Origin of the sequence: Cyanobium usitatum str. Tous (assembly GCF_003011885.1) — a bacterium.
GTDB lineage: Bacteria > Cyanobacteriota > Cyanobacteriia > PCC-6307 > Cyanobiaceae > Cyanobium_A > Cyanobium_A usitatum.
Map to the genome: position 1 here is coordinate 68,511 of NZ_PXXO01000005.1, position 20,789 is coordinate 89,299.

The 20,789-nt window shown below is 61.6% G+C and carries 26 protein-coding genes; 17 read left to right on the forward strand and 9 right to left on the reverse strand.

Annotated features, from left to right (window positions below):
• Positions 1–93: 93 nt before the first annotated feature.
• Genes pgeF through C7K55_RS05720 form a run of 3 tightly spaced genes read right to left on the reverse strand, consistent with a single transcriptional unit; the run spans position 94 to position 3,083 of the window.
• The gene (gene pgeF / locus C7K55_RS05710; protein WP_106502459.1) at positions 94–909 is read right to left on the reverse strand and encodes a peptidoglycan editing factor PgeF; all 816 of its coding nucleotides are present in this window, start codon (positions 907–909) and stop codon (positions 94–96) included.
• A 9-nt stretch (positions 910–918) separates the two neighbouring features.
• Positions 919–1,803, reverse strand: coding sequence for a Tab2/Atab2 family RNA-binding protein (locus C7K55_RS05715; protein ID WP_106502460.1), 885 nt, complete (start codon positions 1,801–1,803; stop codon positions 919–921).
• A complete protein-coding gene (locus tag C7K55_RS05720) occupies positions 1,800–3,083 on the reverse strand; it encodes a S1 RNA-binding domain-containing protein (protein ID WP_106502461.1) in 1,284 nt (427 codons plus the stop codon). Before C7K55_RS05720 ends, C7K55_RS05715 begins: the two co-directional genes overlap by 4 nt.
• A 49-nt stretch (positions 3,084–3,132) precedes the next feature.
• On the opposite strand from C7K55_RS05720, the gene C7K55_RS05725 reads away from it, so the two are divergent.
• The 6 genes from C7K55_RS05725 (at position 3,133) to folE (ending at position 8,371) form a co-directional block, all read left to right on the forward strand.
• On the forward strand, positions 3,133–3,936 hold the full coding sequence (locus C7K55_RS05725; RefSeq protein ID WP_106502462.1) for a creatininase family protein: 804 nt from the start codon (positions 3,133–3,135) through the stop codon (positions 3,934–3,936).
• A gap of 44 nt (positions 3,937–3,980) precedes the next feature.
• Positions 3,981–4,724, forward strand: coding sequence for an aldehyde oxygenase (deformylating) (locus tag C7K55_RS05730; RefSeq protein ID WP_241518209.1), 744 nt, complete (start codon positions 3,981–3,983; stop codon positions 4,722–4,724).
• Between the two features lie 61 nt (positions 4,725–4,785).
• A complete protein-coding gene (locus C7K55_RS05735; protein ID WP_106502463.1) occupies positions 4,786–5,838 on the forward strand; it encodes a long-chain acyl-[acyl-carrier-protein] reductase in 1,053 nt (350 codons plus the stop codon).
• Between the two features lie 30 nt (positions 5,839–5,868).
• Positions 5,869–6,858 (forward strand): acetyl-CoA carboxylase carboxyltransferase subunit alpha, encoded by a 990-nt coding sequence (locus tag C7K55_RS05740; RefSeq protein WP_106502464.1) that lies wholly within the window; start codon positions 5,869–5,871, stop codon positions 6,856–6,858.
• 38 nt (positions 6,859–6,896) lie between these two features.
• The gene (locus tag C7K55_RS05745; RefSeq protein WP_241518210.1) at positions 6,897–7,619 is read left to right on the forward strand and encodes an SDR family oxidoreductase; all 723 of its coding nucleotides are present in this window, start codon (positions 6,897–6,899) and stop codon (positions 7,617–7,619) included.
• A gap of 8 nt (positions 7,620–7,627) precedes the next feature.
• On the forward strand, positions 7,628–8,371 hold the full coding sequence (gene folE / locus C7K55_RS05750) for a GTP cyclohydrolase I (protein ID WP_106502465.1): 744 nt from the start codon (positions 7,628–7,630) through the stop codon (positions 8,369–8,371).
• A 61-nt stretch (positions 8,372–8,432) separates the two neighbouring features.
• Here folE and C7K55_RS05755 read toward each other — a convergent pair whose 3' ends face one another.
• Complete coding sequence (locus C7K55_RS05755) at positions 8,433–8,921, reverse strand: hypothetical protein (protein ID WP_241518211.1); 489 nt, start codon at positions 8,919–8,921, stop codon at positions 8,433–8,435.
• 53 nt (positions 8,922–8,974) lie between these two features.
• Positions 8,975–9,667 (reverse strand): phosphoribosylanthranilate isomerase, encoded by a 693-nt coding sequence (locus C7K55_RS05760; RefSeq protein WP_106502561.1) that lies wholly within the window; start codon positions 9,665–9,667, stop codon positions 8,975–8,977.
• Positions 9,668–9,765: 98 nt separating this feature from the next.
• Here C7K55_RS05760 and C7K55_RS05765 point away from each other — a divergent pair, with 98 nt between their 5' ends.
• Positions 9,766–11,028, forward strand: a complete 1,263-nt coding sequence (locus C7K55_RS05765) for a site-2 protease family protein (RefSeq protein ID WP_106502467.1) — start codon at positions 9,766–9,768, stop codon at positions 11,026–11,028.
• On the opposite strand, the gene C7K55_RS05770 is transcribed toward C7K55_RS05765, so the two are convergent.
• A complete protein-coding gene (locus C7K55_RS05770; RefSeq protein ID WP_161956124.1) occupies positions 10,935–11,720 on the reverse strand; it encodes a lipoyl protein ligase domain-containing protein in 786 nt (261 codons plus the stop codon). The two genes, C7K55_RS05765 and C7K55_RS05770, sit on opposite strands and share 94 nt — an antisense overlap.
• 14 nt (positions 11,721–11,734) lie before the next feature.
• Between C7K55_RS05770 and C7K55_RS05775 the strand changes: the two genes are divergently transcribed.
• On the forward strand, positions 11,735–12,538 hold the full coding sequence (locus C7K55_RS05775) for a sulfite exporter TauE/SafE family protein (protein ID WP_241518212.1): 804 nt from the start codon (positions 11,735–11,737) through the stop codon (positions 12,536–12,538).
• Here the strand turns inward: C7K55_RS05775 and C7K55_RS05780 are convergent.
• Positions 12,518–13,000: a CRR6 family NdhI maturation factor gene (locus tag C7K55_RS05780; protein ID WP_106502469.1), complete on the reverse strand. Its 483-nt coding sequence runs from the start codon at positions 12,998–13,000 to the stop codon at positions 12,518–12,520. The genes C7K55_RS05775 and C7K55_RS05780 overlap by 21 nt on opposite strands.
• 89 nt (positions 13,001–13,089) lie before the next feature.
• Here C7K55_RS05780 and psaM point away from each other — a divergent pair, with 89 nt between their 5' ends.
• The 3 genes from psaM (at position 13,090) to C7K55_RS05795 (ending at position 14,806) form a co-directional block, all read left to right on the forward strand.
• Positions 13,090–13,194, forward strand: coding sequence for a photosystem I reaction center subunit XII (gene psaM, locus C7K55_RS05785; protein ID WP_106502470.1), 105 nt, complete (start codon positions 13,090–13,092; stop codon positions 13,192–13,194).
• Between the two features lie 328 nt (positions 13,195–13,522).
• Positions 13,523–13,798, forward strand: coding sequence for a hypothetical protein (locus tag C7K55_RS05790; RefSeq protein WP_241518213.1), 276 nt, complete (start codon positions 13,523–13,525; stop codon positions 13,796–13,798).
• Positions 13,799–13,825: 27 nt separating this feature from the next.
• Positions 13,826–14,806 (forward strand): protochlorophyllide reductase, encoded by a 981-nt coding sequence (locus C7K55_RS05795; protein ID WP_106502564.1) that lies wholly within the window; start codon positions 13,826–13,828, stop codon positions 14,804–14,806.
• On the opposite strand, the gene C7K55_RS05800 is transcribed toward C7K55_RS05795, so the two are convergent.
• Entirely contained in the window at positions 14,803–15,180 is a 378-nt protein-coding gene (locus C7K55_RS05800) for a hypothetical protein (protein WP_106502565.1), read from the reverse strand. The genes C7K55_RS05795 and C7K55_RS05800 overlap by 4 nt on opposite strands.
• A gap of 275 nt (positions 15,181–15,455) precedes the next feature.
• Between C7K55_RS05800 and C7K55_RS05805 the strand changes: the two genes are divergently transcribed.
• Positions 15,456–16,214, forward strand: coding sequence for a BMC domain-containing protein (locus C7K55_RS05805; protein WP_106502471.1), 759 nt, complete (start codon positions 15,456–15,458; stop codon positions 16,212–16,214).
• A gap of 58 nt (positions 16,215–16,272) precedes the next feature.
• Here C7K55_RS05805 and C7K55_RS05810 read toward each other — a convergent pair whose 3' ends face one another.
• Entirely contained in the window at positions 16,273–16,854 is a 582-nt protein-coding gene (locus C7K55_RS05810) for a non-canonical purine NTP pyrophosphatase (protein WP_106502472.1), read from the reverse strand.
• A gap of 114 nt (positions 16,855–16,968) precedes the next feature.
• Here C7K55_RS05810 and C7K55_RS05815 point away from each other — a divergent pair, with 114 nt between their 5' ends.
• The 5 genes from C7K55_RS05815 to C7K55_RS05835 all read left to right on the forward strand — a co-directional run bounded on the left by C7K55_RS05815 (position 16,969) and on the right by C7K55_RS05835 (position 20,761).
• Positions 16,969–17,964: a sodium-dependent bicarbonate transport family permease gene (locus tag C7K55_RS05815; protein ID WP_106502473.1), complete on the forward strand. Its 996-nt coding sequence runs from the start codon at positions 16,969–16,971 to the stop codon at positions 17,962–17,964.
• A 4-nt stretch (positions 17,965–17,968) separates the two neighbouring features.
• Positions 17,969–18,250: a P-II family nitrogen regulator gene (locus C7K55_RS05820; RefSeq protein ID WP_106502474.1), complete on the forward strand. Its 282-nt coding sequence runs from the start codon at positions 17,969–17,971 to the stop codon at positions 18,248–18,250.
• Positions 18,251–18,480: 230 nt separating this feature from the next.
• The gene (locus C7K55_RS05825) at positions 18,481–18,792 is read left to right on the forward strand and encodes an alpha-carboxysome major shell protein CsoS1 (RefSeq protein ID WP_106502566.1); all 312 of its coding nucleotides are present in this window, start codon (positions 18,481–18,483) and stop codon (positions 18,790–18,792) included.
• Positions 18,793–18,856: 64 nt separating this feature from the next.
• Positions 18,857–20,266, forward strand: coding sequence for a form I ribulose bisphosphate carboxylase large subunit (locus C7K55_RS05830; RefSeq protein ID WP_106502475.1), 1,410 nt, complete (start codon positions 18,857–18,859; stop codon positions 20,264–20,266).
• A 153-nt stretch (positions 20,267–20,419) separates the two neighbouring features.
• Positions 20,420–20,761, forward strand: a complete 342-nt coding sequence (locus C7K55_RS05835) for a ribulose bisphosphate carboxylase small subunit (RefSeq protein WP_106502476.1) — start codon at positions 20,420–20,422, stop codon at positions 20,759–20,761.
• The last annotated feature ends 28 nt before the right edge of the window (positions 20,762–20,789 follow it).

Consider the following 20,789-nt stretch of genomic DNA (forward strand, 5'->3'; position numbering starts at 1 on the left):
ATGCAACTACTGCATTATTGCGCAGAAACAGGCCCGAATGCAAGCTACGCGGCTTTGATTGAAGGCGAATCCAGCTCGAAACAGCGCCAAGATTCAAGCCTGAGAAACAATGCCGCTCCACTGCACCGCCTTCACCTGATCGCGCCGCCAGGAGTGAAAAAGCAGTGGTTCGCTGGCTGTGCAAAGAGGGCAGCGGCCAATTTGCGCCGTGAGCACCCCAAGTCGCTCCAGTTGGAGCTGGGCGGCAAGGCGAATATCAAGGCGGTCTTTCATAGGGTCTGGATCGGCCTGCAGAGCGCCGCACTGACGCAACTGCTCAAGCAGAACAGGCAGCAAAGACGCATCAGGGGCGGCGGCTAGAGACGCCGCAACCTGTTCAGACACCAGCCGCTGCACTTGGTAGGAGCCACCGCCGATCGCTGGTCCTAGGGCCACCAGCAGCTCGGCCGGCCGGCTGCCTCCATCCACCAGCTGCTGCACGGCGCGCTCGAGGATGCCTCCAGCCACACCGCGCCAACCAGCGTGGCAAGCCGCCACCCGGCCAGTAGCGGGATCAGCAATCAGCACCGGGGTGCAGTCAGCGCCACAAGCCCAGAGGCTTTGGCCGCCGGCATCACTAATAAGACCATCGGCCTCGGGAAAGGGATCGGCGCTGGCCTGGCTGGCTGGCAAAACCACGGCGCTGTGCACTTGGCGCAGACGGTGCACACTCACCCCAGCGCTCACATAAGCCGCCAGCACCTCAGGCCCCCGTCCCTGCCATTGACGGGTAAAAAAGCCATGCTCAAACGATTGGAGCAGGTCGCACTGGAGGTAGTAGCCGCCATAGGTACCTACCCAGGTCCAACCGGGCAAGGAATTGAAATCCCGGTCGGGACGATCAAAGGGGGGATCAACCGCTTCGGCCATCGTGGGGAATCAAGCGTCGGGAAGATCGTGCAGCAACCAGAAGCCCTCAAAGCGCTGGTCCTGCTCGCTGGCTTGAACGGCAAGGAACTGAAGGCCACCGGCCTGCTCTCGGGCGGCAGCAAAAGCGGCAGTGGCCACCTCTGCCTCCTCAGCCGGCAAGTTGGTGAGCAGCCAGCGATCCTCAAGGCCTGCCTCAAGCACTAGCTGCGGGCCACTGATCTCAAGCCGCACGGGTTCGAGCCCAGCCAGCCAGCCGGCCAGGGCCAGGGCCCTGGTGGAGCTGAACAGGCGAATGCCCGGCACCGGCAGCTCGGCAGCCCCCGCCTCTGGTAGGGGTACGAGGCCCGCAAAGCCAACCTCCCACTCCGATGCAGCGGCTAGGACACCCAAGGGCAAGGTGGCCCAGGCCCAGCTGTCGCCCCGCGCCTCTTCCGGCAAGGGCACCGCAATCGGTCGCAAAGCTTGGGGGGGCGGTGCTAGCGGGCCCGCCATGTAGCCGGGCTCCTGGGGATACACCAGGCGCTCCCGCTCCTGCAGCCAGTTGACTAGGGCGTAGGTACGGCGGCTGGGCACCAGCTCCAATCCCAGCCCCTCAGCAGCCCGCTGCACCATGGTGCGCATCGAGCCACGCCAGCAGCGCAGCCGCCGAGGCGGCCCAAAACCCTGGGCGGCAGCACCAGCCAATGCTGCCTCCAGAGCCTCCCTCAGCCAGATCGAATTAACGCTGGTGGCAGGGCAGGCCTGGGCCCAGCGGAAGGATTCGCTCGCTACCTCCCTTGGTCCGGGCACCTCAGGGGTGGAACAAATCAGCAGCTCCCAGCGCTTTTTGCCATCTTCTTCAAGGATGGGACGGGAGTAGTAGTCGAGCTCCCAATCTGGAGCGGCCTGCTTCATCCGGCCCCTTGTTCTTGCTGGCGCAGCACGGAGCGGGCCCGGTTGGCCCGCTCCGGAGCCTCAGCCATCACCTTGTCGCGATCGATCAGCAGTTCACCGGGCTGTCCCTCGAGAAGGGCGGTATTGAGGGCGATGCGGCCTCGGCCCGGATCCAGCTCGGTGATCAGGGCCTTGACCCGGTCTCCCTGGCCAAAAACCTCACGCAGGTCCCGCAGCTGACCACCACTAATTGCCGATTGATGCAACAAACCGCTCACACCGCCTAGATCGACAAACAAGCCGTAGGGCTTAATTGCCACCACCTGGCCTTCGACCAGCTGACCCACCTCCAGGTTTTGGAACAGGGCTGCAGTGGCAGCTTTCTTCTCCGACAACACCAACTTGCGGGTCTCTGGATTGACCTCTAGGAAGGCGGCCCCGAGGGTCTTACCCACCAAAGCCTCATGGTTTTCACCTTCCTGCAGCTGGGAACGGGGGATGAAGCCGCGCAATCCCTCGAGTTCACAGGTGACACCACCTCGATTGAAGCCGTTCACTTTGACCTGCACTACCTTGCCCTCCTTCTCCAGGAGCCTCACCTTCTCCCAGCTCTGGCGCAGGGCCAAGGCACGGGCGCTGATGGTCACCATGCCATCGGCGTTTTGCTCACCGGTGACGAGCACATCCACCTCCAGCCCCTTGGGAAAGGTCTCTTTGAGGTTGGTGATCACCCCCAGGCCGCACTCTTTCTTGGGCATGAAACCCGGCGCCTTGCCGCCGATATCCACGTAAACGCCATCGCTTTCGACACCGATCACGGTGCCGCGCACCACCTCTCCAGTGGTGCCATGGGGCTCGTGGTCGTCGAGAGCCGCCAGAAAGGCTTCTTCGTCAAAGTCGAAATCGTCGACGCTCCGCGCCGCGGGCTTGGTGCTGGGCTCTCCGGCAACAGCAGCCTTGGGAGCACGCTTCTGACTCGGGTCAGGGCCCAGCAGGTCGGCCATGGTGAGGCCCTCCATGGCCCCCAGGTCAAACAGCTCGTCGTCGTTTCGGACAGGAGTGCTGGCAGGTGCCGCAACCCGGTTGACGGGAGCGAGCTGAGCGGGAGCCTGGGGAGCTGCGGCAAGCGCAGGCTCAGTCGCAGACGGCTGCGGGGCTGGCTCGTCCTTGCGGATCATCAACACCTGGGGCGGCTTACGCAGGGGCGCCAGCGGCTGGGGGCGTGCAGGCACTGGGCGCGCAGGACCAGGGGGCACGGGCCGGGATGAGGATGAGGGCGGTTGACTGCCGGTACCGGCCATCTCCACTAAGGGCTGAGAGCCCCACACTGTAGTGATCAGTCCTCAAAAAATGCCCCAGCAGCGCCACCTTGAGCAGCTGGCCTGGCCGCAGGTTCAGGAGCTTGCAGCCCAGCCAGGAAGCACGGTTGTCTGGCCCTGGGGGGCGGTCGAGCAACACGGCCCCCAACTGCCGCTCGGAACGGATGGCCTGTTTGCTGAGCGAGTGCTAGACGCAGTTTTGGTAGCGCTGGAGCCAAGCCTGCCCATTGTGCGGCTGCCGCTGCAGAGCATTGGCTTCTCCCCAGAGCACCGTGGTTTCAGTGGCACCATCAGCCTCCCCCCCCAGATCCTGATCGAGCAACTGGTGGCCGTAGGCCACGAACTTGCCGGCACAGGTTTTCAGCGCCTGGTGTTGTTTAACGGACACGGAGGCCAGATATCCCTGCTCCAGACCGCCGCGCGCCAGCTGCGGGCGGAGCGGCCCGAGCTAGCCGTGCTGCCCTGCTTTGTATGGAGTGGTCCCGAGGGGATCGCCGAGCTCATCCCCGAGCCGGAGCGCTCCGACGGGCTGCACGCGGGCCTGGCGGAGACCAGCCTGATGCTGCACCTCGCCCCCCAGCTGGTGGGCGAGCAGCGCCCCTGCGATGGCAAGCGAGGCGAGGTCATCCCCGCGGGCTGGAGCCTGGAAGGGGCCGCCCCGCTTGCCTGGCTCAGCCAGGAACTCAGCCTCACCGGAGTGGTTGGCGACGCCCGCGGCGCTTCTGCAGCCCTGGGAGCCCAACTTTTTGACCGGTTGGTCGCAGGTTGGCAGCACCGCTTCGAAACCCTGCTGGCCAGCCCCTGGCCAGGCCAAGGGACGGCCAGAGTTCGGTAGGGGGTGGTTACAGTCAGATGATCAGATCCAACAGCGCGGCTGCCATGGCAACTCTTGCTCCTACCAATGTCACTGACAATGTGACTGAGAATGTCACTGAGGCGTTCCCATCCGACCAACTGCCCGACTTCAGCACAGACACCTACAAGGACGCCTACAGCCGCATCAACGCGATCGTGATCGAAGGTGAGCAGGAAGCTCACGACAATTACATCTCTATCGGTGGGCTTCTCCCCGACCAAGCTGAGGAGCTCACAAAATTGGCCCGCATGGAGCTGAAGCACATGAAGGGCTTCACAGCTTGCGCCAACAACCTCGGCGTCACTGCTGACATGCCGTTTGCTAAGGAGTTCTTCTCTCCCCTGCACAACAACTTTCAGAAGGCTTTAGCTGAAGGCAAGGTCACAACCTGTCTTTTGATTCAGGCCATTCTGATCGAGGCCTTTGCCATTTCGGCCTATCACATCTATATTCCTGTAGCCGATCCATTTGCGCGTAAGATCACCGAAGGTGTAGTCAAAGATGAGTACACACACCTTAATTACGGTCAGGAATGGCTGAAAGCCAACCTTGAAACGGTGCGAGGGGAGCTGGAGCAGGCAAACCGTGAGAATCTGCCCCTAGTGCGCAAGATGCTCGAGCAGGTCGCTGGCGACGCGGCTGTTCTGCAAATGGACCAGGAGGATTTGATGGCCGATTTCCTAACCTCCTACCAAGAGGCCCTGCTCGAAGTTGGCTTCACTTCCAGGGAGATCGCCAAAATGGCAGCTGCGGCATTGATCGGCTGAAGCCTCCTGCCAGGGGTGTCGTGGCAAGATGTAGCGTCCGCGACATCCCCTGGGGTTGCCCATGTTCGGCCTGATCGGTCACTCCACAAGCTTCGAGGCTGCCCGTGAAAAGGCTCGCACTCTTGGCTTTGAAGAGTTTGCCGAAGGTGACCTCGACGTTTGGTGTAGTGCCCCGCCCCAATTGGTGGAGCATCTTCAGGTGACCAGCGCCACAGGCAAGACCATAGAAGGGGCATACATCGACTCCTGCTTCGTGCCAGAAATGCTGAGTCGGTTTAAAACCGCTCGCCGCAAGGTGCTCAGCGCCATGGAGCTAGCCCAAAAAAATGGTATCGATATCACCGCTTTGGGCGGGTTTACCTCGATCATTTTTGAAAATTTCAACCTGCTCAAGGAGCAGCAAATCCGTTCCACCACCTTGGAATGGGAGCGATTCACCACCGGAAATACTCACACCGCCTGGGTGATTTGTCGCCAGGTGGAAACCAATGCCCCCAAGCTCGGTATTGATCTGAGCCAGGCCCGGGTAGCAGTCATTGGGGCTACCGGCGATATCGGCAGCGCTGTATGCCGCTGGCTGAGTCAGCGCACTGGAGTCAAGGAGCTCTTATTGGTCGCCCGCCAGGCCCAACCCTTGCTGGACCTACAGCAGGAGCTTGGCGGCGGCCGGATCCTCAAGCTGGAGGAGGCCCTACTGGAAGCCGATGTAGTGGTGTGGGTGGCCAGCTTGCCCCAAACGCTGAGCATTGATGCTGCCAGTCTTAAGTCGCCCTGCCTGATGATCGACGGCGGCTACCCGAAAAACCTAGACACCAAGGCCAGTGGCAATGGCATCCATGTATTGAAGGGCGGCATCGTTGAGTTTTTCAGCGACATCACCTGGCAAATGATGGAAATGGCTGAAATGGACAACCCCAAACGTCAGATGTTTGCCTGTTTCGCCGAGGCCATCCTGCTGGAGTTCGAAGGTATCCACACCAACTTCAGCTGGGGGCGCAACAACATCAGCCTCGACAAGATGGATCTGATCGGTGCCGCTTCCCTGCGCCATGGCTTCCAGGCCCTGGGGCTGTCTGCCCAGATCGATCCCACCCCGGCCCTGACTACTGCCTGAATACCTTTCGTCCCCTTGCCCATCCCCGCCATGGCCCGCCGCGCCTTGCTGGAGTTCGAAAAACCCCTAGTTGAGCTCGAAGAGCAGATCGAGCAGATCCGCCAGTTGGCACGCGACTCGGAGGTGGATGTGAGTCAGCAGCTGCTGCAGCTCGAGACCCTGGCCACCAGACGTCGCAAAGACATCTTCGATGCTCTGACGCCCTCCCAGAAGATCCAAGTGGCCCGCCACCCCCAGCGGCCCAGCACCCTGGACTACATCCAGGTGATTACTGATGAGTGGCTGGAGCTGCATGGCGACCGCCGTGGCAGTGACGACCGGGCCCTAGTGGGTGGGGTTGGCAGGATCGGTGAGCAGGGTGTGGTGCTGCTCGGACATCAAAAAGGCCGCGACACCAAGGAGAATGTCGCCCGCAACTTCGGCATGGCATCCCCAGGGGGCTATCGCAAGGCGATGCGGCTAATGGAGCATGCCGATCGCTTTCGCCTGCCGATCTTGAGTTTCATCGATACGCCGGGGGCCTACGCGGGGGTGCTGGCCGAGGAGCAGGGGCAGGGTGAAGCGATCGCCGTCAATTTGCGTGAGATGTTCCGGCTGCGGGTGCCGATCCTTGCCACGGTGATCGGCGAAGGCGGATCTGGTGGCGCCCTAGGCATCGGCGTAGCCGACCGGCTGCTGATGTTCGAGCACAGCGTTTACACAGTGGCCAGCCCAGAAGCCTGCGCCTCGATCCTGTGGCGAGACGCAGGCAAGGCCTCCACTGCCGCTGAGGCTCTCAAGATCACAGGCCCTGATCTGCTCAAGCTCGGCATCGTTGACCTGGTGTTGCCCGAGCCTGCCGGCGGCAACCACTCGGCTCCTCTCCAGGCCGCTGAGACCCTGAAATCTGCCCTACTGGAGCAACTCAGCGAACTGCAGGGCCTAAGTGAATCCCAATTGATCGAGCAGCGCTACGCCAAATTCCGCCGCATGGGAAGGGTGCTCGACAGCGAGTCCCCAATTGCTTCCCCCAGCTCTTAAGATTTGCTTCAGGTCCCGTTGCCTCCCAGAGCCTGCCTTTGCCTGACTCAGCACCTGTTGCTCTGATCACCGGCGCCTCGCGAGGCATAGGTGCAGCAGCAGCCCACAAGTTTGCCGCTGCCGGCTACGATTTGCTCCTGCTAGCCAGGACTACTGCCGACCTCGATTCGCTTACGACGGATCTAAAGCCCACTGGCAGGAGAATCGAATCCATCGGCCTCGATCTCGCCGAGCCTGCCACTATTGCTCCCGGACTGGAAGACCTCTGCAGCCGAGGCCTCACACCTACTGTTGTAATTAACAATGCCGGCGTTGCCTATACAGGCTCCTTGGCAGAGATGCCCCTGGAGCAATGGCAACGATTGATGCAGCTCAATCTCAGTGCTGTATTTCAGGTGTGCCAGTCGCTGCTTCCTAGACTCAGGCAGGCTGGCGGCGGACATATCATCAATCTGAACAGCCATGCAGCCCACCAAGCCTTCCCCGACTGGGGCGCTTACTGCGTTAGCAAGGCCGCTCTCCTCTCCCTTAGTCGATGCCTTGCCGTCGAAGAACGCCCCTTTGGCATACGGGTCAGCACCCTTACCCTGGGTGCGGTGAATACGCCTCTCTGGGAGAGCGAAAACGTCCACAGCACGTTCGATCGCCGTGCCATGCTTGACGTTGAAAGGGCATCTGAAGCCCTGCTGTACTTGGCCCAACAGCCAGCCACCTCAGTGGTGGAAGATCTCACCCTCATGCCGGCCGCCGGCGCGCTTTGAGCCCTCCTATGACTTCCACCCTGCCGTCCAGCATTCCTTCGCTCTCCATTACACCCGATTCAGCTCCCTTGCCCATAAGTCTGCGAATCCGTGAGCGTCTTGACGCTGCAGGAGTTGCTTACCTCGCAAACGACAACATTGCTGACCACCTGCGTGATGGTGAGCTCGAGCAGTTGGAGATTGAGGTGGCGGGCAAGGTTCGCGAATTGCTACGTAGTCTTGTCATCGATATAGACAAAGATCACAACACCGAGGAGACAGCTGAGCGTGTCGCCAGGATGTACCTCCACGAAGTCTTTAAGGGGCGCTACCACGAGCAGCCCAAGATCGCCAGCTTTCCAAATGTTAAAAAGCTGGATGAAATTTATACCGTTGGTCCCATTACCGTTCGTTCAGCCTGCTCACACCACCTGGTGCCCATTTTGGGCAATTGCTGGATTGGTATCAAGCCCGGCGATCGGGTAATTGGCCTATCCAAGTTCTCTAGAGTTGCGGATTGGGTATTCTCAAGGCCCCATATCCAGGAAGAGGCTGTGATGATCTTGGCCGATGAGATCGAGCGTCTTTGCGAGCCCCAAGGTCTGGCGATTTTGGTAAAAGCCCAGCACTACTGCATGAAATGGCGTGGTGTGAAGGAGCCCCAAACCAGCATGGTTAATTCTGTGGTGCGGGGCGATTTCCGTATAGATCCAAGCCTTAAGGCTGAATTTTTCGAGCTGGTTAAGCAGCAGGAGTGCATGCTTTCTACCTAGAGCGAAAGCTCTAGGTAGAAAGTCACCTTCCCCCGAAAACCAACCTCCCCGAAAACCAACCTCAGGGTTTGCCGCCAATTGGTCCAATTGCCGGAGAAGCCTGCCGGCTAGATCCACCCCCTTGGGCTGGCACCGCTATCACCACCATTACCTGGGCTGAAACGTCTTGAAGTTGCAAGACGTAGCTGGGCCCTGCAGCGCCTTCAATCAGCAGCCACTGTTCGGCACCAGGGCTACGCCGGTACCAGTGAAACGCCGAGGGTGGCAATGCTGCCAAAACGTCGGCTACGGCCGTGGCCTGTAGTACTGCCCCCTGCACGGCTTCACCCTGGAGCACCAGCTGCTGCAAACCATCGATTTGCTGCTGAACAGCACTCTCCTGTTGCAGATCCGTATTGATCTGCTGGCGCAGGGCACGGATCTGGGACTGGGGGTCGGCACTCACCCCTGGTACGCAGGAAAGCTGGCCATCCACCAGCTGGCAGCCCACTAGGTCCTGGGCCCGTACCGGTGCCAGCGGGCCTAGTCCTAAACCCGAGCCAATGGTCAACGCGAGGGCCCAAAGGGATGGACGAAGAGGCCCAGATGTACGAAACAAACCCATCAAGAAGGGGCAAGACCCACCGATCTTGACTGGGAAGGCCCAGCGAGGCCAGCAACCCGTACCGCAGCCACTAGCGCTGCAACCTGATCGAGATCCTTATTGCCTGGGCTTCGCTCCACGCCGCTGGAGGCATCGAGGCCTGTGGGGCGCAGCTGGGTCAGCACTCCCGGCACCCGGTCGGCCCGAATGCCCCCCGCCAACCACCAGGGAAGAACTGGCATAAAACCCTGCAGCCACTCAATCGGAATGCGGTGGCCGGTACCGCCCAACTGGTCTGGCACCCAGGCATCGAGAAGCAGGGCATCCACCACCAGGGAGTAGTCAACGGCCCGCTGCAGATCTTCCGGCCTGCGAATCCTCAGGGCTTTCCAGATCTCACAGCCCAAGCGGGAGCGCAGCTGGCCGCAGAGCTGGGGTGTTTCTGAGCCGTGCAACTGCACCACAGCATGACCCTGTCCCAGCTCTAGTTGGGCCCACTGCTGCTCGAGCGGATCGGCCACCACCAGCACACCGCGGCAGCCAGGCGCCGCGGCCCGCATCGCCCCAAAAAGCGCCGGCCGGTGTTCAGCGCCAAGGAAGCGAGGCGAGCCCGGCACTCCGATCACGCCGATCGCATCCACCCCCAGTTGGGCCACCGCTGCGGCCTGGTCTGGATCCCGCAACCCACAGATTTTCAGCAGGGGGGATGCCATGGCGAGGGCAAAGGCTGTCACCCCTTTCTAGGATCAGAGTCCTGCAGCTCTTCAACTGGCTTGACCAGCACGAGGAGCAGACACAAATACAGAGGGCAGTGGGAGAAGGCTGGCAAATTTTCAAAATTCGGGGCATCCCCCTACGGATCCACCCCAGTTGGTTTGTGATCTTGGTGCTTGCCACCGCGGCCTTCCAACAGCAATACAGCCTCACCCTCAAAGATCCGATGAGTGCCCCGGTGCTCTGGGGCCTGGGGCTGGTTACGGCAATGTTGCTGTTCGTTTCGGTGCTCCTGCACGAATTGGGCCACTCCCTGGTGGCCCTGGCCCAGGGGGTTGAGGTGCGCAGCATCACCTTGTTCCTGCTCGGCGGCGTGGCCAGCGTGGAGCGCGAGTGCAGCACCGCCCGCGGCGCCCTCCTGGTGGCCGCAGCCGGGCCGGCCGTAAGCCTGGTTCTGGGTGTGGGCCTGCTGGCCGCGACCCATCCAGCCGCCCATCTCTCCCCCCTGCTGGGCGCCATGGTTTCAGAACTGGGCACCCTCAACATGGTGCTGGCCCTGTTCAACCTGTTGCCCGGCCTGCCCCTGGATGGGGGCCTGATTGTGAAGGCCTTGGTATGGCAGGCCAGCGGTAGCCAGCGGCGCGGCGTGGAGGTTGCTAACAGCTGCGGGCGCTTCCTTTCCCTGCTTGCCATTGGCATGGGCACCGTGGTGCTGCTGCGCGGAGGGGGCCTCAGCGGCGCCTGGTTGATGCTGCTGGGCTGGTTTGGACTTGGGGCATCGCGCAATCAGCGCCAAATGCTCGCCTTACAGCAAACCCTCAACGAACTAAAAGTACGGGATGCGGCTGGGCGGAGATTCCGGGTGCTTGAGGCGGCAGGTCGGTTGCGGGAACTAAGTCAGATGCGTGTCTCCCAAGCCAGCGAGGTCGACCAAGGCGACTGGCTGCTGGTCTGCGATCGCGGTCGCTGGCAGGGCTTCATCGACGACAAGCCCCTGCAACAACTGCCAGTGCAGCGGTGGGATACGGACAGCATCGGCGACCACATCCAGCCCCTCTCGAGCCTGCCCTCCATCCGGGAGTCGGCACCGCTGTGGCAAGCGGTGCAGCAACTCGAGGCCAGCGGCCGCAACCGGCTGCTGGTGCTAAGCCCAGCCGGTCTCCCCTGCGGCACCATCGAACGCCCCGAGCTCGGCGAGGCGGTGCTTGCCAAGTTGGGCCTGCGCTTGCCTGCTCCCATGCTTGAGGCCGCCCGTCGCCAAGGCACCTACCCACTTGGCCTGGCCTTAGCCCAGGTGGTGCGGTCCATGGTGGCCTCTGGTGAAGCAAGCGAGGAGGGGCCAGCCAACGCCAGCCCGTAACTGGCCTCGGTCGCTGCAATCTGTTCCCATTCCTCGCTGCTGAGGGGAATGGTCCTGTTACCGGCCGCCGCCGCAGGCAGCTCAGCCTGGGCCGCTTGGATCAAACGCAGCTCCAGCTCAGCGCGGTCTATGGGCAGAACTGGCAATTGGGGTGGCGGCCCGCCAAACACAAGCTTCCATAAGTCGGCGGGTGGCTCCAAAAGAATCGAGCCGTGCTGCAGCAGGCAGCCGCGGCGCCAGAGCTGGGCGCTGCCAACCCGCTTGACGCCGCTGGCGTGCCCTAGATCCGCAGCCGTACTGGTGGCAAAGCAGCTGCTGGGTTGCGGGCTGGCGGCCTGGCGGCCTGCCTGCAATGGCAGTCCCAATCCGGCAAAGCAATTCACAAGCCAGGCGCAAGCGCTGCCGTACGTCTCCTGACGCGATAGGGGGGGATCAGGCCACACCAGGGCGTAGGTGAGCTCTCCGGCGTGGAGCACGGCACGGCCGCCACTTGGTCGCCGCACCAAATCGATCACCCCCGCCGCTGCCAGCGCCTGCCAATGGGGTTCTATGTAGCGCTGGTGAAACCCCAGCGACAGGGTCGGGTGCTGACAGGAGTAGAGACGAAAGGCCGGTGCCCGTTGGTCCAGCAGCAGGCTGTCTATCGCCATCTGCCTGGCTCCCGGATGGCAGCTGCTGGGCAGCAGCCGCATGGCTGGGAGGGGAGATGCTGGAGAGTGATTCATTCCGCCAGGTTGCCCGGATGTTGTGGAGCCTGTTGCCCTATCTGCCCCTTGGCCTGCTGGCGGGTCTGCTGTCGGGAGTGCTGGGCATCGGCGGTGGGCTGGTGTTTTCACCCCTATTGCTGCTAGCCGGACTTGATCCGCACCAGGCCCTGGCCACCAGCACCCTGGCGATCGTGCCCACCACCCTGGGTGGCACCTGGGCCCACCTTTCCAACCGCAGCCTTCCTTGGCGAGGGGGCTTGGCGATTGTGCTGGGTGCAGGCCTCGGTGCAGGCCTGTTCAGCCAGGTTGGGCTGGTGCTCCATGGCTGGATGTTGCTCGCAATGCAGGCGTTGATGTACGGAGGACTGGCCTTGAGCTTTCGCCCCCCGTCGGCGCAGGCTGCCACCGATACCGCCAGCTTGAAGCTGGCGGGTTTGACAGCCACCGGCATGGTCGCAGGCATGGCCACCGGCTTGCTCGGTCTCGGCGGTGGCCTGGTGATGGTTCCCTTGATGGTGCAGCTGATGAAGGTGCCAATTCACCTGGCAATCCGCTTCAGCACCCTGGCGGTGCTCACCTCAGCCTCAGTCGCCTCAACCACCTTCCTGCTGGATGGCCGAGCACTGCTGCCGATCGGGATGCTCCTAGGAGGCACAGCAGCTGTTGCCGCACGCTGGTCGGCCGCCAGGCTGGATCGGGTCAGCGACGGTCAGCTGACGTGGCTACTGCGGGCTTTAACTCTCATACTTGCGCTCGACAGCGGTCGCAGGGCCCTGGCACTACTAATGAGCAGCCCCGGCTGAAAGTGGCGCCCAGAAGCCTCCGTCTAGCTCGTAGCCAAGCACCGCAGCCATCTGGCCTAAGCCCTGACGGCAACTCAAACCGTGCAGGCGCGCCCAGGCGTCAAGGCTGAAAAGCCTGTGGGTGATCCAAAGCTCCAGGGACTCGGGGGCAAAACGGATGCCCTCCGTGCGGCTGAATTGGTGGGGCAGCACCATCGCCGCGTGGCGGGTGAGTTGGCCGCCGCCACGCTCCAGCAGCAGGGGCAGCCAGGGAGCTTCCGCATCGGCCCGCAGGGACCAAAGCCGCAACTCGGCAATTTCCGACAGCTCCCGGGGGTCGTCGTCGGCACGGGGCCAATTGAAGTGAAGCTCTAGGGAACCAGCCTGCTGGACAAGGGCATCAGGGCTAAGGCTGAACCAGGGCTGGAGAGCTGCAAGATCCAACTGGCGGATCTGGCTCTCGGAAATCTCCACAGGGGCCATCAAGAGCTGTGACAGCAGGGCGGGACAAGCTGGACCGTAGCCACCTAAGGGCAAAGAATGGGGCGAATCCAGTTGCTTGCTGCCCTCCCATGGTTTCCACTCTCAGCCAGGCCGAAGTGCTGATTGCCCTGGTGGTGGCCGCCCATGCGGGCGTGCTGGCCGTTCGCCTCTGCTTCAGCCTTTACAAAGCCTGAGAAGCTGGCCATTGGTCCTTGGCAAGCCTTACCCCTTGGCAAGATGCACCTGGCTAGCTAAAAGCGTCTAGGCCCCAGCGGGGTTTGATCCCTCGTTGCCCCCATGCCGCCTCTCCACCCATCCAGTTATCAGGCCAGGCAAAATCTGCCCTTGCGGCGAGAAAGAAAGCCGCTTTCTGCTGCGGATTCCAGGCCTGCTTCCCTCCGCAAGCCAGGGTCGCTCCCCAAAGCTGCGTCGCTCCCCAATCCGGCGTCCCAGCCTGATCCCCAGATAATTACTGGCGGTGAAGCAGCCGCACTGCAAGCCCTCTCAAGTGAGCGGCAAGAATTGCTCTGCAGCTTGATCGGACTGGCTCTCAAGGTTGGCCTTGTTGTGGTCGCCGGCGTCAGCCTGGTACGACTTGCCACCGCTTATCAGGAGCGGATGGAGCGCCAGGGTGAGCTCTCGGCGGTGCTCGGCCTTGAACGGGCCAAACTCTCCAAAGCTCGCGAACGCTTTGACCATCTGTTCATGGTGGAAGGGGAGCAGCGGCTGATCCGCGAGCAAAATCAGTGGATTGCCCCCAATCGCCTGCGGGTGGTTTGGCAGCAGGCCACCCCGTAGGTTGGGGCCCCTGTCTCGATTCACTTGATGGCCGCAACAGCAGCCGCCGGAACGGTTTTGATCACCGGCACCACCTCAGGGGTGGGCCTCAATGCCGCAAGTGCCCTCGCCAAACGCGGCTGGCATGTGGTGACGGCCAACCGTGATCCCGTTAAAGCCGCTGCTGCCGCAGCCAGCCTGGGGATTCCTGCAGATCAGCTCAGTCATCTGCGTTTTGACCTCGGCGATCTCGAAAGCGTTCGGGTGGGAGTCGAAACTTTGGTGGCGTCCCTGGGACGCCCCTTGGACGCCCTGGTGATCAATGCGGCTGTCTACAAGCCGCGGCTAAAGCAGCCCGAGCGCTCCCCGCAGGGCTACGAAATATCGATGGCCACCAATCACCTGGGGCACTTTTTACTGATTCAGCTATTGCTGGGCGACTTGCAGCGCTCAAGCCACCCCTCGCGCCGGGTGGTGATTCTCGGCACCGTGACGGCCAACTCCAAGGAACTGGGCGGCAAGATTCCGATCCCAGCTCCAGCTGACCTGGGCGACTGTGCCGGCTTCAAGGCCGGCTTCAAGGCCCCTATCGCCATGGCCAACGGCAAGGCCTTCAAACCTGGCAAGGCCTACAAAGACAGCAAGCTCTGCAACATGATCACGACCCAGGAGCTGCATCGTCGTCTGCACGAGAGCACCGGCATCGTGTTCAGCTCCCTATACCCAGGCTGCGTTGCCGACTCGCCCCTTTTCCGCAGCACGCCGCGGGCGTTCCAGACAATTTTCCCTTGGTTCCAGAAAAATATCACCGGCGGATATGTAAGCCAGGCATTGGCGGGAGAGCGGGTCGGCCAGGTGGTGGCCGATCCGGATTTTTCCGCCTCAGGTGTGCACTGGAGCTGGGGCAACCGCCAAACCAAAGGGGGCCAGCAATTCAGCCAGGAGCTCTCAGACAAGGCCAGCAACCCCGAAACGGCGCAGACCATGTGGGAGGAATCAATGAAGCTGGTGGGGCTGACGCCGGCCTAAAAGCGGCGGCGGAAGGCATCGTCGCTGCGGCTGGATGCTTCTTCAGCGAGGCTCAATTTCCAGACGTTGCGGCTAAGGCGGCGGGCCTTGAGGCCGCCTCGCTCAACCGTTTCACTGGAGGGGCGGGCACCAAGCAGCTGACTCACCTCGGAAGTGCTGAGGGGTGCCCCGGTCTGGACGGCCAGCTGGGTGAGCTCGAGGCGTTGCCGCAAAGCAGCCAGATCGGCCTGGCCACCGTCTTCGGCCTCAGACCAAAGCCAGGGCAGGTCGTGGGCCGAACCGGCCATCTTCTGCATCAATCCCATACCGATGAAAGCCAGTGCTTGCTCCGGCTTGACTCCCTGGGCTGCTGCCTGAGCCATCCATTCAGGCATCGGAGCACTGTTGACAGTATCTCCAGCGGTGATGGGTTCGGCCTGTGCAGCCTGGCTGCGAGTGGAGCTAGTAGCGGTGCGGCGGGTGGCCATGGACGTCCCCTGAACGTTGGCCGGACGGTACCGGCTCAGCCGCGATGGGCAAGGGGCAGGGGGCTTCAGGGTTAAGATCCAGCCGCAGCAATGCCGATGTGAGGGCTAGCTGTTCGAAGGATTTTCCCTTGCCATCCCGCCTTCCCTCCCGAGACGAACTGGCGCTGCGCCGGCGTCGGGAGATGGCGCTTGGCTCAAGCTCCAGTGGCGGCACCCAGATCACTGGCACCCGGGTGGGCAGCGACAGCTCGGGCGCCAGTTGTGTGATTACCACCGACAGCGAGGGCTCCCGGCTGGCACGCCAATCCAGCCATGTGCAGTCGATTGAGCTGCGCACCTACGTATTTCTTGATTCGCTGCAGCCCCAGCTAGCTGCCTACATGGGCACGGTTAGCCAGGGCTTCCTGCCCATTCCCGGTGACGCCTGCTTGTGGCTGGAGGTATCTCCGGGCATGGCTGTGCACCGGGTCACCGACATTGCCCTCAAGGCCAGCACGGTGCGGCTTGGCCAGATGATCGTGGAGCGGGCCTTCGGCTCCTTGGCGCTCTACCACCGTGATCAGAGCAACGTCCTCCACTCCGGCGACGTGGTGCTTGAGGCCATCGGCAGCCGGGTGGAGCTCCGCAGCCGTTGCGAGGTCAGCTGGACCGAGATCATCCGGGCGATCACCCCAGACCACGCCGTGCTGATCAATCGCCAGAACCGGCGCGGATCAATGATTCAAGCGGGGATGAGCATGTTCATCCTGGAAACCGAGCCCGCCGGTTACGTGCTGATCGCAGCCAATGAGGCAGAAAAGGCTTCCAACATCACTGTGGTGGACGTGAAAGCCGTGGGCGCCTTTGGCCGTCTAACCCTGGCGGGGCGGGAGGGTGATGTGGAGGAGGCAGCCGCCGCCGCGATGCGGGCGATCAGTCATATCAACAACAAGGCCAGCTGACCCAGGGGCTTGCTCTGACAATTGAGCTACTGGCAATTGAGTTATTGGCAATGGAGCATTATTTGCTCAGCTCCAGCAGGCGGAGCAACTTCGGGGCAAGCGCACGAGCTGCCTTGCCGCGGCTGCCGAGCTTGGCCTTGAGGTGGGGGCCCATCAGGGCGTAAGAGCAGCCTGCCTCGCGCACATAAAAAAGGCTGTCGTAACCAGGGCCATGACCCTGGGGAGCGCGCAATATCTGGCCGCGGCAGATCCCCTCGGCCTCGGCCCTGGTGGTGCCGGATGGATCGGCCAGGGCCATGGCGCTCCGGAAGCTGGCTCCTCGATAAAGGCTGTCGCCTAGTTCTTTCAAAAGACGGTGAATCCGTTCGTGGTCGGTGGGGGCGTAGCGGGCCGAAAAAACACCCGGAGCTCCATCCAGGGCGTCCACCTCGATGCCTGAGTCGTCGGCGAGGGCCCAGTGGCCGGTGATGCGGGCAACAGCCTCGGCTTTGAGACGGGCATTAGCGAGGTAGGTCGCTCCCGTTTCTTCAATATCGAGACCGGGCGGCTGGGGCAGGACATCCAGCTCAACCAGCTCAAGCATCGCGCCGATTTCGGCCACCTTGTGGGGGTTGCCACTGGCCACGACCAGGATCGGCATTCAGCAGGAATCGGGGCAAGTCATTGTCCCCCAAGAAGGTGTCTCATTTCCTGCAGCAGACCTACGGTTGGTAAACGCCTTGGCCCCCGCGTGATTGGGTTCCAGGGGTAACCGATGGACCCAAGCCTGATTCTGCAGAACCTGGTCAGCCCACCGGTGCTGTTTTTTTTCCTTGGCGTGACCGCCGTACTGGTGGGATCGGATCTGGAAATTCCAGCCCCGATCCCAAAGCTGTTCTCCCTCTATTTGTTGCTCGCCATCGGATTCAAAGGTGGCTTGGAGCTGCAGCACAGCGGCCTCGGTGGCCAAGTGCTGCCCACCATCGCCGCCGCGATGGCGATGTCGCTACTGGTGCCGCTCTACAGCTATCTGGTGCTTAAAACCAGGCTGGATGGGTTTAATGCCGCCGCCATTGCCGCCACCTACGGATCGATCAGCGCGGTGACCTTCATCACCGCCGAGAGCTTTCTGGAAACCCAGAACCTGCCCTTCGATGGCTTCATGGTGGCTGCCCTGGCCCTGATGGAATCGCCGGCCATCATTGTGGGACTGCTGCTGGTCAAATTGGCAGCCCCCAGCCAGCAAGCAGAGGGGCCGAAGATGGGTTGGAGCTCCGTGCTGCGGGAGTCATTTTTAAATAGCTCGGTATTTCTGCTGGTAGGGAGTCTGGCGATTGGCTTGCTGGTCGCAGCTTTCAGCCCAGCCAGCATCGACAAAATGTTGCCATTCACCGACAAACTTTTCTATGGAGCCCTCAGCTTCTTCCTGTTGGACATGGGGATCGTTGCGGCCCAACGGATCCGAGATCTACGACAAGCGGGAGCCTTTCTGATCGGCTTTTCGGTGTTGATGCCACTTTTTAATGCCCTAGTAGGCACCCTGATCGCCCGAGGTTTGGGCCTTGGACCTGGTAATGCCCTGCTGTTTGTGGTGCTGTGCGCTAGCGCCTCCTACATCGCGGTACCAGCAGCGATGCGAATGACAGTGCCGCAGGCCAATCCCAGTTTGTATATATCTACAGCGCTGGGAGTCACATTTCCCTTCAACATCATTGTTGGCATTCCCCTCTACATGGCCATGATTAAGGCCTTGCTTCCCACTGCTGGATAAATCAATGAAACGCCTCGAACTGATCCTCAGCGAGCGGGAGTTGGATGCGGTGATCCAGGCAATGGAAATAGCGGGTGTGCCCGGTTACTCCGTAGTCAGGCACGTCACCGGCAAGGGTCCGCATGGCTCCGTGTCCGAGGGCATGGAATTCAGCGGTTTAGGCGCCAATGCCCATGTGATCGTGTTCTGCGAAGCGGATTTACTGGATGCATTGCGGGCTGCCCTGCGCCCCCTTTTGACCTACTACGGCGGAGTGGCGTACGTCACAGACGCCGAGGCCCTCTAGATGCTGGGCAAGCAAATTTTGATCAAAACGGGTTTGGTGGGGCTGAAACCCCTTGCCAGCACTGCAATGGCAAGCATTGCCTAACGTTTTGTGATGCACTGATCAGTCTGCCTTATCCAAAGGCGACGCAACAGTGATGGTCGGTTCCGGCTAAATGGCTTGACGGGGGGTTTGGCTGCCGACCATGGTTGCGAGCGAACATTCAACCCCACCTCCACCAGGAGCAGGTAATGGCAACTGAATCCATGGGCATCGCCCTCGGCATGATCGAAACTCGGGGGCTGGTGCCCGCGATCGAGGCGGCTGACGCCATGACCAAGGCCGCCGAAGTGCGCCTGATCGGTCGTGAATTCGTCGGCGGCGGTTACGTCACCGTGATGGTGCGCGGTGAAACCGGCGCCGTCAACGCAGCTGTGCGCGCCGGGGCCGATGCCTGCGAGCGCGTGGGCGACGGCCTTGTGGCAGCGCACATCATTGCGCGCCCCCACCGCGAAGTGGAGCCTGCCCTCGGCAACGGCAACTACGCCGGTCAGAAGGACTGAGTTGACCAACGTCTGAGGCGTTAACCAACCCATTTCCCTTACCGACCCAACCGGAGAATCATTCATGGCTAAGAAGTACGAATCCGGGGTTAAGGAGTACCGCGACACGTATTGGACTCCTGATTACATCCCCCTCGACACCGATTTGCTGGCGTGCTTTAAGTGCACCGGCCAGGAAGGCGTCCCCCGCGAAGAAGTTGCCGCTGCTGTGGCCGCTGAATCCTCAACCGGCACCTGGTCCGCCGTGTGGTCCGAGCTCCTCACCGACCTCGACTTCTACAAAGGCCGTTGCTACCGCATCGAAGACGTTCCTGGCGACAAGGAAGCCTTCTATGCCTTCATCGCCTATCCCCTCGACCTGTTCGAAGAAGGCTCCATCACCAACGTGCTGACCTCCTTGGTCGGCAACGTGTTTGGCTTCAAGGCCCTGCGCCACCTGCGTCTGGAAGACATCCGCTTCCCGATGGCGTTCATCAAGACCTGCATGGGTCCCCCGAACGGCATCGTGGTTGAGCGCGACCGTATGAACAAGTACGGCCGTCCTCTCCTGGGCTGCACCATCAAGCCGAAGCTCGGCCTGAGCGGTAAGAACTACGGCCGGGTTGTCTATGAGTGCCTACGCGGCGGTCTGGACTTCACCAAGGACGACGAAAACATCAACTCCCAACCTTTCCAGCGTTGGCAGAACCGTTTCGAGTTCGTTGCTGAAGCAACCAACCTGGCGCAACAGGAAACAGGCGAGAAGAAGGGGCACTACCTCAACTGCACCGCCGCAACTCCTGAAGAGATGTATGAGCGCGCCGAGTTCGCTAAAGAACTGGGCCAGCCCATCATCATGCACGACTACATCACGGGAGGCTTCACCGCTAACACCGGTCTTGCTAAGTGGTGCCGTAAGAACGGCATGCTGCTGCACATTCACCGTGCCATGCACGCTGTGATTGACCGCCATCCCAAGCACGGTATCCACTTCCGAGTGCTGGCCAAGTGCCTGCGTCTCTCCGGTGGTGACCAGCTGCACACCGGCACGGTGGTCGGCAAGCTGGAGGGTGACCGCCAGTCGACCCTCGGCTATATCGACCAACTGCGCGAATCCTTCGTCCCCGAAGATCGCAGCCGCGGCAACTTCTTCGACCAAGATTGGGGCTCCATGGGCGGCGTGTTCGCCGTGGCCTCTGGCGGTATCCACTGCTGGCACATGCCCGCACTGGTTGCCATTTTTGGCGACGACTCGGTGCTGCAGTTCGGTGGTGGTACCCATGGTCACCCCTGGGGATCAGCTGCTGGTGCTGCTGCTAACCGCGTGGCTCTCGAGGCCTGCGTCAAAGCCCGTAACGCCGGTCGTGAAATCGAGCGCGAAGGCCGCGACATCCTTCTGGAAGCAGCGAAGCACAGCCCTGAGCTAGCCATCGCCCTGGAGACCTGGAAGGAAATCAAGTTCGAGTTCGACACCGTCGACAAGCTCGACACCTGAAATCGCCAGTCTGAGATGGTGAGTGGGTCAGGCAACTTGCCTACTCACCTCCCAGAACGGAAGATTCAGATCTAGAGATTAAACTAATCTCTACGAACGAGATTAAGAGCCTTTCATATAAGGTTCAAACATTCCATCCACACAAGGATCCCCATGCCTTTTAAGAGCACCGTGGGTGACTATCAAACAGTCGCCACCCTGGAGACATTCGGCTTCCTACCGCCGATGACTCAGGACGAGATCTACGACCAAATCGCTTACATCATCGCCCAGGGTTGGAGCCCGCTCGTTGAGCATGTCCATCCCAGCAACTCCATGGTGACCTACTGGTCCTATTGGAAGCTGCCCTTCTTCGGCGAGAAGGATCTGGGTGTGATCGTGAATGAGCTTGAGGCTTGTCACCGCGCCTATCCCGACCACCACGTTCGTTTGGTGGGCTACGACGCTTACACCCAAAGCCAGGGTTCCTGCTTCGTGGTTTTCGAAGGACGCTGATCCCAGCCCTTCCGGGGCTCGAGCCATT